The 10,736-nt window shown below is 63.9% G+C and carries 11 protein-coding genes; 7 read left to right on the top strand and 4 right to left on the bottom strand.

The genetic code is table 11. From position 1 onward, the window contains the following. Both NKH02_RS07595 and NKH02_RS07590 read left to right on the top strand, forming a co-directional pair. On the top strand, positions 1-1,451 hold a 1,451-nt coding region (locus NKH02_RS07595), incomplete at its 5' end, for a glycine--tRNA ligase subunit beta (RefSeq protein WP_352877624.1). Positions 1,452-1,559: 108 nt separating this feature from the next. Next, a complete protein-coding gene (locus NKH02_RS07590; protein ID WP_352877623.1) occupies positions 1,560-1,835 on the top strand; it encodes an ATPase in 276 nt (91 codons plus the stop codon). 107 nt (positions 1,836-1,942) lie between these two features. Here NKH02_RS07590 and NKH02_RS07585 read toward each other — a convergent pair whose 3' ends face one another. Together NKH02_RS07585 and NKH02_RS07580 are read right to left on the bottom strand one after the other, a co-directional pair. Next, positions 1,943-2,329, bottom strand: a complete 387-nt coding sequence (locus NKH02_RS07585) for a hypothetical protein (RefSeq protein WP_352877621.1) — start codon at positions 2,327-2,329, stop codon at positions 1,943-1,945. Positions 2,330-2,506: 177 nt separating this feature from the next. Next, positions 2,507-2,983, bottom strand: coding sequence for a hypothetical protein (locus NKH02_RS07580; protein WP_352877619.1), 477 nt, complete (start codon positions 2,981-2,983; stop codon positions 2,507-2,509). Positions 2,984-3,174: 191 nt separating this feature from the next. On the opposite strand from NKH02_RS07580, the gene NKH02_RS07575 reads away from it, so the two are divergent. From NKH02_RS07575 to NKH02_RS07565, 3 genes are all read left to right on the top strand, one after another. Continuing rightward, entirely contained in the window at positions 3,175-4,149 is a 975-nt protein-coding gene (locus tag NKH02_RS07575; RefSeq protein ID WP_352877618.1) for an L-threonylcarbamoyladenylate synthase, read from the top strand. Positions 4,150-4,157: 8 nt separating this feature from the next. Further along, positions 4,158-5,588, top strand: coding sequence for an FAD-binding oxidoreductase (locus NKH02_RS07570; RefSeq protein ID WP_352877616.1), 1,431 nt, complete (start codon positions 4,158-4,160; stop codon positions 5,586-5,588). 185 nt (positions 5,589-5,773) lie between these two features. Further along, positions 5,774-6,340 (top strand): DUF6101 family protein, encoded by a 567-nt coding sequence (locus NKH02_RS07565; RefSeq protein ID WP_352870358.1) that lies wholly within the window; start codon positions 5,774-5,776, stop codon positions 6,338-6,340. A 97-nt stretch (positions 6,341-6,437) separates the two neighbouring features. Here the strand turns inward: NKH02_RS07565 and ubiA are convergent, their stop codons facing one another. After that, positions 6,438-7,421, bottom strand: coding sequence for a 4-hydroxybenzoate octaprenyltransferase (gene ubiA / locus NKH02_RS07560; RefSeq protein ID WP_352877633.1), 984 nt, complete (start codon positions 7,419-7,421; stop codon positions 6,438-6,440). Positions 7,422-7,489: 68 nt separating this feature from the next. Then, a complete protein-coding gene (locus tag NKH02_RS07555) occupies positions 7,490-8,401 on the bottom strand; it encodes a LysR family transcriptional regulator (protein ID WP_352877614.1) in 912 nt (303 codons plus the stop codon). Positions 8,402-8,491: 90 nt separating this feature from the next. Between NKH02_RS07555 and NKH02_RS07550 the strand changes: the two genes are divergently transcribed. Next, entirely contained in the window at positions 8,492-9,298 is an 807-nt protein-coding gene (locus tag NKH02_RS07550) for a phytanoyl-CoA dioxygenase family protein (RefSeq protein ID WP_352877613.1), read from the top strand. A gap of 154 nt (positions 9,299-9,452) precedes the next feature. Continuing rightward, positions 9,453-10,730 carry a phosphoribosylamine--glycine ligase gene (gene purD, locus NKH02_RS07545; protein WP_352877610.1) on the top strand — a complete coding sequence of 426 codons (1,278 nt, stop codon included), beginning with the start codon at positions 9,453-9,455 and terminating at the stop codon, positions 10,728-10,730. Positions 10,731-10,736 lie beyond the last annotated feature (6 nt).

Below are 10,736 nucleotides of genomic sequence, written 5' to 3'. Positions count from 1 at the left end.
CGATCTCCCCCCTCGTGGGGGAGATGGCCGGCAGGCCAGAGGGGGTCGCCGCGCATGAAGCGCCGGCATGCTCTGGCCGCGATGGGGCGTCGCGTCCAGTCGTGCCGACCCCCTCTGTCGGCGTCGGCGACATCTCCCCCTCGAGGGGGGAGATTGCCGAGCTTGCAAGTCGCGCCGCGGTTCTCGCCAAAGCCGATCTCACCACTGAAGTCGTCGGCGAGTTTCCCGAATTGCAAGGCGCGATGGGCCGCAAATACGCCCTGCTCCAGGGCGAACATCCATCCGTGGCCGCAGCCATCGAGGAACATTACAAGCCGCAAGGCCCGTCCGATTATGTGCCGAGCGATCCGGTGTCGGTGGCTGTCGCCCTTGCCGACAAGCTGGATACACTGGTTGGCTTCTGGGCCATCGACGAAAAACCGACTGGATCTAAGGATCCCTATGCGCTGCGTAGAGCGGTGCTGGGTGTGGTTAGGCTGATAGTGGAGAATGGGTTAAGTCTTCGCCTGTTCGATCTGATCGATAGTGCGGCACAAAACTATGCCGAACATGAGATAGCCCTGGCGCGCGAAATAGCGCTACTCAATTTATCACCTAGTGAATTTCGTGAATGGCTTGAGCACAAGGGCAAAATTTGGCCGCGCGTCATGAACTCAGAGACGGGAATCACCGTGCAAGTGGCGGGGATGTTGGTGCCTTTCCCCTTTTCCACATTTTCGCAATCGCTGTGCCACCTACTGTTCAATACTGGTGCGTTCGAACTTGAGAAGGCTAGTCGCGGCGCGGATCGGGACCTCCTATCCTTCTTCCACGACCGCCTGAAAGTCTACCTCCGCGATCAGGGCGCCCGGCACGACTTGATCGACGCGGTGCTGGCGGCAGGTTCGCGCCCAATCTCCCCCCTTGTGGGGGAGATGTCGGCGAAGCCGACAGAGGGGGGCGCTGTCCCGCCGACCTCTCAGCGCGAAGCGCCCCCCTCTGGCCTGCCGGCCATCTCCCCCACAAGGGGAGAGATTGGCCATTCGCCGAACGACGACCTCCTGCAGATCGTCCGTCGGGTCGAGGCGCTCGGCTCCTTCCTCGACACCGAGGATGGCAAGAACCTGTTAGCCGGCACCAAGCGTGCGGCCAACATCCTGGCCGCCGAGGAGAAGAAGAAAACGGCGGTCGCCGAAACCGTTGAGCCGGCGCTGTTGCGCGAGGATGCCGAGAAATCTCTGTTTGCAGCGGTGAATCAGGCTGAGAAGCAAGCCGGCGAAGCGATTCAAAACGATGACTTTTCCGCCGCCTTGCTGGCGCTTAGCGTGTTGCGCGAACCGGTTGATTCATTCTTTGAACATGTTCTCGTGAATGATGAGGACCAGGCGGTGCGCGGCAACCGACTGGCCCTGCTCGCCCGCATCCGCGCGGCCACCGGTCAGGTCGCGGATTTCTCGAAGATTGCCGGTTAAGGCGAAGAAAATATTCTTTGCCACCGGCCGTTCGAGCCGGCTTACAGTCATATGACGATGATCTCTCCGTGGCAAAAGGGACATGTTCCCCAACCCACGGAGGCTTCCATGAATTCCGATCACGACATCGAAGTGACAGAAGAAACCCCGGCTCCCGCCGAGGCGCTTGAATCTGCTTCCGAAACCATCCTCGATCATGCCGCGGCCGCCGCGGTCGAAGCCGCTGACCTGTCGGATGACGACGAAGACGGCGACGATGAAGAAGGCGAAGATGAAGACGACGCCGAGGACAGCGTGAAGGCTGAAGGCGAGGACGAAAAGTCCGAAGAAGAAGCTGAAGACGGCGAGTCCGAAGAGAACGACGACAAGGAAGAAGCAGCCTGATTTTTTCAGCTGTCGATCCTATCGATGGCAGGGCGGCGCTGACGCGCCGCCTTTTTCGTCAGTCTTCCCCGATGCCGACTTGTCAGTCGTCCCGGGTGACGGCCCGGTCAGTTCTCGAGAACGCTGACGCGCACGCTGTTTTCGTAGACGTCGACCTGGATCAGCGGTTCGCCATTGACGATGGCACGCTTGGTCGATGAACTCATCGCGCCGCCACGCTCCAGCATGCGTTGCAGATCGGCGCGCTGGGCATTGGTCCTGAACCAGCGATCGCCCTCATCGTCGCTGTCGCGGCGGTGGAATTTGTGCCAGTTGGCGCGGTCCTGCCGCACCATTTGCGCGGCGTTGTCCAGTGCATAGCCGTCACTCGCCTGATGGTCCCGATCGGAAATGCGCGCGACATAAGATCCCAGCATGTCGTCGGCATGAGCCGCGCCACCAAGCAACGACGCCAGCAGAAGCCCGGCCGCGGTGACGATTCCAGATTTTCTCATGATCAACCCCCTTTACCCCTAACGATGAAATCCCGTCTGCCAGAGCCGCCTGACGAAATCTAGGCGATGGTATCCAGCGGCGATAAACCGGGATGGGATTTGCCCGGCAATGGTGCGCTGGGCGCCGGACCGCCGTCAAGTCACGCCATCAATGCCAGGCTAATCTTCGAGCCAAGGCTACTTGGTATAGCCGTTGGGAGGCAGCCGCTGACCTGCTGCCTGCGCTGGGGCGCTCGGCGGGGTGGACTGGTTCTCGGCGTTCCCCGGGGGGGCCGCGGAGGCGGTGGCTGTTGCCGGCGCCATGCCTGGCGCCGGCGCGGTGCCTGCCGCCGGCGCGACATCTGTCGCGGGTGCGGCGGTTGGCGCCGGTGCCGAGAAGGCGGGACCGGTAACGCCGCCACGAATGACCATCGGGCCCGGCTGGAAACCATGCCTGGCCTCGGGCCTGTCCGGGATCGCCGCCACCTTCTCAAAGGTGACGTCGGGCTGGGCATCACCGACCGCCACCACCGACTTCGCACCGCTGGCCATAGGTGCGCCCAGCCTGATGATCGACGGTGTCGAGGACGACGCGCCCGGAAAAACGAGAGACGAGGCCTGGGCCCCGCCAGTTAGCGCCGCAAGAATTATACCCAGCAGGATACGCACAGACACGATGACCGCTCCCCTTTGCCCAGAAGCTGCACAATAGCGGGCCGGAATTGATGCCGGCTTTCGTGGAAGCATCGCATTTTAGGAATTGATAAATCGCCAATGCCCGATTTGCCAAACAGCGCCTTGCCCAACAGCCGACTTGCCCAACGGCTGCCATCGTATTACGCACCCGCATCTGCGAGGTGACGAGAGTGGCTGAAATTCTTGCCGTCGGCGAGGCGATGGAGCAGGCGCTGGCGCTGCTCAGGGGTGGCGATGTCGTCGCCATCCCAACGGAAACCGTCTACGGGCTTGCCGGCGATGCCACCAACGGCATCGGCGTGGCGCGCATCTTCGAAGCCAAGGGACGGCCGCGCTTCAACCCGCTTATCGCCCATGTCGCCGACATGGCGATGGCAGAGCGCCTCGCGCGGTTTGATCCGCTGTCGAAGAAGCTGGCGCTGGCATTCTGGCCCGGGCCGCTGACGCTGGTGCTGCCGCAACGGCCCGGCAACGGCATCCATCCGCTGGTCACGGCCGGGCTCGATACGATCGCCTTGCGCATGCCGAGGGGCTTTGGCGGCGACCTGATCGCCAGGCTCGGTCGCCCGCTTGCCGCGCCCAGCGCCAATTCATCCGGCAGGATCAGCGCGACGACCGCGCAAGCGGTGGCGGCCGATCTCGGCGCGCGGATAAAGCTGGTGGTCGATGGCGGCGCGACGCCGGTTGGGCTGGAATCGACCATCGTCAAGGCCGAGGGGGACAGAATGCGGCTGCTGAGGCCCGGTGGCATTGCCGCCGGGGAGATCGAGGCGGCCATCGGCATGGAATTGTTGCGCGGCGGCGCCGCTGGCGTCGAGGCGCCCGGCATGCTTGCCTCGCACTATGCGCCGTGTGCTGCGATGCGGCTCAATGCCGGGACGGTCAGCGAAGGCGAAGCCCTGCTCGGCTTCGGCGGCCAACGGGCGGCAGGCTGGCGACACGCCGCCGCTTTCCTCAACTTATCCGAAACCGGAGACCTGCGCGAAGCGGCGAGCAACCTGTTCGCCTTTATGCAGGAGCTTGACCGCAGCGGCGCGCGGACCATCGCCGTCGAGTCGGTTCCCTTCGACGGCCTGGGCGAGGCGATCAACGACCGGCTTTTGCGTGCCGCCGCCCCTCGTGACAACACGCTGCCCACGACATAGTTTTCCGCATGACCGAAAATTCAGCCAAACTGGATCCCGCACTCATCGATCGCTTCGCGGCGATCGTCGGCGACAAATATGCGCTGCGTGGCGAGCAGGATATCGCGCCTTACCTCATTGAGCGGCGCGGGCTCTGGCACGGCGTGACATCGCTGGTGTTGCGGCCGGGCAGCGTCGACGAGGTCAGCCGGATCATGCGGCTGGCGACCGAGACAGGCACGCCGGTCGTGCCGCAAAGCGGCAACACCGGGCTGGTCGGCGCCCAGGTGCCGGACAGGTCCGGCCGCGAGATCATCCTGTCGCTTTCGCGGCTGAACCGCATCCGCGAGATCGATGTCCTGTCGAACACAGTGACGGTCGAGGCCGGCGTCATCCTGCAGACGCTGCAGGAGGCGGCCGATGCCGCCGACCGGCTGTTTCCGCTGTCGCTGGCCGCGCAAGGCTCCTGCCAGATCGGCGGCAACCTGTCGTCCAACGCCGGCGGCACCGGCGTGCTTGCCTACGGCAATGCGCGCGAACTCTGCCTCGGTGTCGAGGTGGTGCTGCCTACCGGCGAGGTGTTCGACGATCTGCGCAAGCTGAAGAAGGACAACACCGGCTACGATCTGAAGAACCTGTTCGTTGGCGCCGAAGGCACGCTCGGCGTCATCACCGCCGCCGTGCTCAAGCTGTTTCCGAAGCCGAAGGGTCGGGACGTCGCCTTCGTCGGCCTGTCGTCGCCCGAAGCCGCGCTCTCCCTGTTCAGCCTGGCATTCGACCGCGCCGGGGCAGCACTGACCGCCTTCGAACTGATCGGCAAGCGGCCATATGATTTCACGCTCGCGCATACCCAAGGCGTGACGCGGCCGCTGATCGAGGATTGGCCATGGTATGTGCTGATGCAGATCTCGTCCGGCCGTTCATCGGAAGATTCGAGAGCCTTGATCGAGGACGTGCTCTCGGCCGGTCTTGAACAGGAATTCGTCGGCGACGCCGTCATCGCTGCGAGTCTCGGGCAGGGGGATGCCTTCTGGAATTTCCGCGAGGTACTGCCCGAGGCGCAGAAACCGGAGGGTGCCTCGATCAAGCACGACATTTCGGTGCCTATCGCGTCGATCCCGCGCTTCATCGAAGAAGCAGCCGCCGCGGTGGCGTCGGTGAGCGCCGGCGCCCGCGTGGTCTGCTTCGGCCATATGGGTGACGGCAATCTCCACTATAACATCTCACGGCCTGTCGACGGCGACGACGAGGCATTTCTTGCCCTCTATCATCCCATGAACAAGGCGGTGCACGACGTCGTGCGCAGCCTGCACGGTTCGATCTCGGCCGAGCACGGCATCGGCCAGTTGAAGCGCGACGAGCTGATCGCCACCGCGCCACCGATAGCGATCGATCTGATGCGCCGGGTGAAGGCCGCCTTCGACCCGGCCGGCATCATGAATCCCGGTAAGGTTATCTGATCCTTTCAACGCCTTGTGGCTGGTGGCATTCCGATAACCATCCCTGAGATCAGCAAAATTTAACCGACTTTCTTAAGCGGGGCGGTAAGGAGCCCGCGCTACTGTCTCCGTACAAACGAGGCTGGAAAAACCGGCCCGGAGAGAACCGGACACCGGCTCTCAGGAGACAGACAGGAAGGCAATCTATGAACACCGGACTGAAGCCAGTCTGGGCGGGACGCAACATGCGTCTCGACCCATTTCGCCTGCCGCAAGTGGTGAGCTACGCGACCCGCGACGACTACGGCGACGTGACTTTCACCATCGACCAGCGTGGCGCCGTGATCCGCCGCATGCTCGAGATGAGCGGCCTGCCCGCGATTGTCGTGCTGCCCGCCAATGCGTTCCGCGGCGTTGCCGCCCGCGCCATGGAGGATCCGGACGGCAATGTCACCGTGACCCTGGAACTCTTGCACAACGATCCGATGCTGTCGGTGCCGCTGCTGGTTGCCGACGATCTCGACGATGTCGCCGCCGACTGGCGCGCCTGGGCCGACGCTTACCGTCTGCCGATGCTGCTGATCGAGTCGGACGGCGTTGCCCGTACCCTGGAAGAATCGCTTGGCGCCGCCATCAAGACGCTGCCGCCGCAGGATCGCCGCAAGGGCCGCGTTTCCCACACGCGCCGCCCGCGCTTCCTCGCCCGCCGCAGGGCTGGCGCCCTCGGTCTCAGGCTGGTCATCGACGGCCAGGAAATCATTTCGCGGGAGTGAGAAGCGGTCCGCGACAGCGGACGAAAAAGCCAATTGCTTGGCTTTTCGAGCTTCGAACGCCCTGAGCCTGCGAAGGGCCTGGGCGAGGGACTTAGCGCTAAACCAGCGGCTTCACCGCCACCCACACAGCGCCGCCGATCAGGCCGAGGAAGATCAGCCAGCCGACCTGGTTGTTCGACCTGAACAGCCGCAGGCATTGGTCCGGATTGTCGATATCCAGAACCGCGATCTGCCGGGCCAGATGGGCGCCGGCGGCGATCAGTCCGGCCAGCGCCACCACCGGCGCCTGCGCCGAGGCGAAGGCGATGGCAAAGCAGATCAGCGCGCCGCCATAGAGCCCTGCCAGCCACGATTTGGTGTTGTCGCCGAACAGGCGTGCCGTCGAGCGCACGCCGACAATGGCGTCATCTTCCTTGTCCTGATGCGCGTAGATCGTGTCGTAGCCGATCACCCATAGGATCGAGCCGATATAGAGCATGATCGCGGGTCCATCGAGATCGCCGAACTCGACCGCCCATCCCATCAGCGCGCCCCAGGAAAAGGCAAGGCCAAGCACCAGTTGCGGCCAGTTGGTTATCCGCTTCATGAACGGATAGATGGCGATGACAGCCACTGAGCAGATCCCGAGCAGGATGGCGAAGCTGTTGAACTGGACGAGCACCGCGAGGCCGACCAGCGCCTGCAGGGCAACAAACAGCCATGCCCGCCGGCGCGTCGCCTTGCCCGACGGCAGCGGCCGCGAGCGCGTGCGCTCGACCTGGTTGTCGATGTCCTGATCGACGAGGTCGTTGTAGGTGCAGCCGGCGCCGCGCATGGCGATGGCGCCGGCCAGGAACAGCACGAGATACCAGGGCGCCGGCAGCAGCGACAGCAGCGGGTCGCCGGGGCGCGGATAGGCGCTCGCCGCGAGTGCCGCCGACCACCAGCACGGCCACAGCAGCAGCTGCCAGCCGATCGGCCTGTCCCACCGGGCAAGCTGCGCATAGGGCCATATCGAGCGCGGCAGCACGCGATAGACCCAGTGGCCGTTCGGCGCATCGGCGACACGGCCCTGCGCCGTTTTCGACTGGATAGTTTCCATGTCCATGGAGTGGCAGCAGCGGCGGAAACCGTCAAGCGGCAAGCGTAGGAGTGGCGTCCGTCGCCCTTTCACGAAGCAAAGATGTCGCGGGTGGCGAACCAACCCTTGGCTATTTCGATGAAGGACAGCGCCGCATTCGACACACGCTGATGCGTGTCATAGGTGAGCAGGATCCGCTGCATCGGTAGCGGATCGGACAGCGGCTTGCAGATCAGCGGCAGCCCGTCATAGCTGCGGTCGCCGTGCGGGCGGGTATAGCTGACCGCGACGCCGAAACCGTTTGCGACCATGCTGCGCTGCAGTTCGAACGAGCTTGTCGTCGTATCGGCCACTGGCGCCAGGCCGCGGCTGCGGAACAGGTCGAGCATGTGCTGCCAGCTGTGCGGCTGGTCCGTCGTGATCAGCGGATAGGCGGCCAGATCCGCAAGGCTGACCGATGGGCGATCCGCCAGGGCATGGCCTAGCGGCAACAGCGCGTGCGGGCGAAGTTCGCGCAGCAGGATTCGGGCGAAATGCGTCGGCAGGCCGAGATCATAGGTGAGGCCGAGATCTATGGCCGCATCGCCGAGTCGCCGCCCAAGCGTCTCGAACGTCTCGTCGCGAACGATCACCTTGACGGCTGGATAGCGTTCGGAGAAGGCGCGGATCAGGGCCGGCGCGAAGAAAGGTGCCAAGTCCTCGAAGCATCCCAGCACGAGCTCACCGCTGACAGCTGATTTGCTTGAACCCAGGCCGATGAGTTCGTCCGTTTCGGTGAGAACCTGTCTTGCCTTGGCCACGACGGCGCGGCCAAACGATGTCGGTGACACGCCGCTTCCACGTTGGCGGACGAACAGCTTCTGGCCGAAATTCTTTTCGACCGCGTCGATGGCCACCGAAATCGACGGCTGCGAGACGTTCAGCACCTTTGCCGCGCCGGTGACACTGCCGTGACGCGCCACGGCGACAAGGTAGCGCAACTGCGTAAGGGTCACGTTCATAGGCACACTCTATGTGCTGAATGGAAAATTATTATTTTACTCAATGAAGGCTGGTTGCGATAGTCGGTTCATTTCCAAGAGGAGAACATCATGGCTTCCGCAATCGACACCCAGACAATCGACGCTAAGACGATTGCCGACTATCAGCGTGACGGCGCCGTCTGCATCCGTGGCGCCTTCAAGGGCTGGGTCGACACGATTGCCGCCGGCATCGAGCGCAACATGCGGAACCGCAGCGCCGCAGCATCCGACATCGCCAACGGCCGCGGCAGTTTCTTCGACGACTACTGCAACTGGGGGCGCATTCCCGAATTCGCCGAGGTTGTGCGGAAATCACCGGCCGCCGAACTGGCGGCGGCGGTCATGCGGTCACGCACCGCGCAGTTCTTCCACGACCACGTGCTGGTCAAGGAGCCCGGCACGCAGAAGCCGACGCCCTGGCATCAGGACATTCCGTACTACTTTGTCGATGGCCGCCAGACGGTAAGCTTCTGGATACCCATCGATCCGGTGAAGGAGGCGACGCTGCGGCTGATCGCCGGTTCGCACAAATGGGACAAGATGATCCTGCCGGTGCGCTGGCTCGACGACAGCAATTTCTATGCCGGCGAGGGCGACTATCTGCCGGTGCCCGATCCCGACAAGGATCCGTCCCTGAAGGTTCTCGAATGGGAAATGGAGCCTGGCGACGCCATCCTGTTCGACTTCAGGACCGCGCATGGCGCGCGCGGCAATCTGACCGCGGCGCGGCGTCGGGCGCTGTCGCTGCGCTGGGTCGGTGACGATGCGCGCTACGTCGAACGGCCGGGGCGCACCTCGCCGCCCTATCATGGCCATGGCATGCAGCCGGGACAGAGATTGCGTGAGGACTGGTTTCCGATCGTCTACCAGGGTTGAGTTCGAGCCAGAATATGGGCGCCGTGTTCGGCGCCCATATTCGGCTGGGGATAACGTTCCCGTGCGCAATTCCGATCAAAGCATCCTGATGCCTTGACCCGTCGTCCAGAGAGCAATAGCGGGTGCTGTAAGAGATCGGCATCAAGAGGTGGCCATGAACGTTCTTCTTCTCGGCTCCGGCGGCCGCGAACATGCGCTCGCCTGGAAGATCGCCGCATCGCCGTTGCTGACCAGGCTTTACGCAGCCCCCGGCAATCCGGGCATTGGCGGCGAGGCCGAACTGGTGAAACTGGATATAGCCGACCATGCCGCTGTAGCCGCGTTCTGCCGGGAGAAAGAAATCGACCTCGTCGTGGTTGGCCCGGAAGGGCCGCTGGTCGCCGGCATTGCCGATGATCTGAGCGCGCAAGGCATTCGTGTCTTCGGGCCATCCAAGGCCGCCGCACGGCTGGAAGGCTCGAAAGGTTTCACCAAGGACCTCTGTGCCCGATACAACATCCCGACCGCTGCCTATGGCCGCTTCGGCGATCTCGCCTCCGCGAAGGCCTATGTCGAAAAGATGGGTGCGCCGATCGTCATCAAGGCTGATGGATTAGCCGCCGGTAAGGGCGTCACCGTCGCCATGACGCTGGATGAGGCGCGGGCCGCACTCGATGGCTGTTTCGACGGTTCCTTCGGTGCCGCTGGCGCGGAGGTGGTGGTCGAGGAGTTCATGACCGGCGAGGAGGCGAGCTTCTTCTGCCTCTGCGACGGTAAGACCGCGCTGCCCTTCGGCACCGCGCAGGATCACAAGCGCGTCGGCGATGGCGACACCGGCCCCAACACCGGCGGCATGGGCGCCTATTCGCCTGCGCCGGTGATGACGCCGGAACTGGTCGAGCGCACCATGCGCGAGATCGTCGAGCCGACCATGCGCGGCATGGCTGAACTTGGTGCGCCCTTCGCCGGCGTGCTGTTCGCCGGGCTGATGATCACGGACACGGGGCCGAGGCTGATCGAATACAACACTCGTTTCGGCGATCCGGAATGCCAGGTGCTGATGATGCGGCTGAAGGACGATCTGCTGGTCCTGCTCAATGCGGCAACCGACGGCCAGCTTGCGCATACTTCGGTGCGTTGGCGCGACGAGGCCGCGCTCACCGTGGTGATGGCGGCCAGGGGCTATCCGGGCACGCCGGAAAAGGGGTCGGTCATCCGCGGCGTCGAAGACGCGGCGAGCGACGGCGTTCAGATATTTCACGCCGGTACCGCCATCAACAGCGGCGCGCTGGTTGCCAATGGCGGCCGCGTCCTCAATGTCACGGCGACAGGAAGTACGGTCGGCGAGGCGCAGAGACGAGCCTATGCCGCGCTAGACCGCATCGACTGGCCAGATGGCTTCTGCCGCCGCGACATCGGCTGGCAGGCCGTGGCGCGCGAACAGGCAAACTGAAGATCT

Source organism: Mesorhizobium sp. M1396, from assembly GCF_040317725.1.
Lineage (GTDB): Bacteria > Pseudomonadota > Alphaproteobacteria > Rhizobiales > Rhizobiaceae > Mesorhizobium.
The sequence above is the reverse complement of the archived record's forward strand: the minus strand, read 5'-3'. Positions and strand labels throughout refer to the sequence as shown.

Coding starts and splice junctions, on each gene's coding strand:
- purD (WP_352877610.1), top strand. CDS start 9,453: ATGAACGTTCTTCTTCTCGGCTCCGGCGGCCGCGAACATGCGCTCGCC.
- NKH02_RS07590 (WP_352877623.1), top strand. CDS start 1,560: ATGAATTCCGATCACGACATCGAAGTGACAGAAGAAACCCCGGCTCCC.
- ubiA (WP_352877633.1), bottom strand. CDS start 7,421: ATGGAAACTATCCAGTCGAAAACGGCGCAGGGCCGTGTCGCCGATGCG.
- NKH02_RS07555 (WP_352877614.1), bottom strand. CDS start 8,401: ATGAACGTGACCCTTACGCAGTTGCGCTACCTTGTCGCCGTGGCGCGT.
- NKH02_RS07585 (WP_352877621.1), bottom strand. CDS start 2,329: ATGAGAAAATCTGGAATCGTCACCGCGGCCGGGCTTCTGCTGGCGTCG.
- NKH02_RS07570 (WP_352877616.1), top strand. CDS start 4,158: ATGACCGAAAATTCAGCCAAACTGGATCCCGCACTCATCGATCGCTTC.
- NKH02_RS07550 (WP_352877613.1), top strand. CDS start 8,492: ATGGCTTCCGCAATCGACACCCAGACAATCGACGCTAAGACGATTGCC.
- NKH02_RS07565 (WP_352870358.1), top strand. CDS start 5,774: ATGAACACCGGACTGAAGCCAGTCTGGGCGGGACGCAACATGCGTCTC.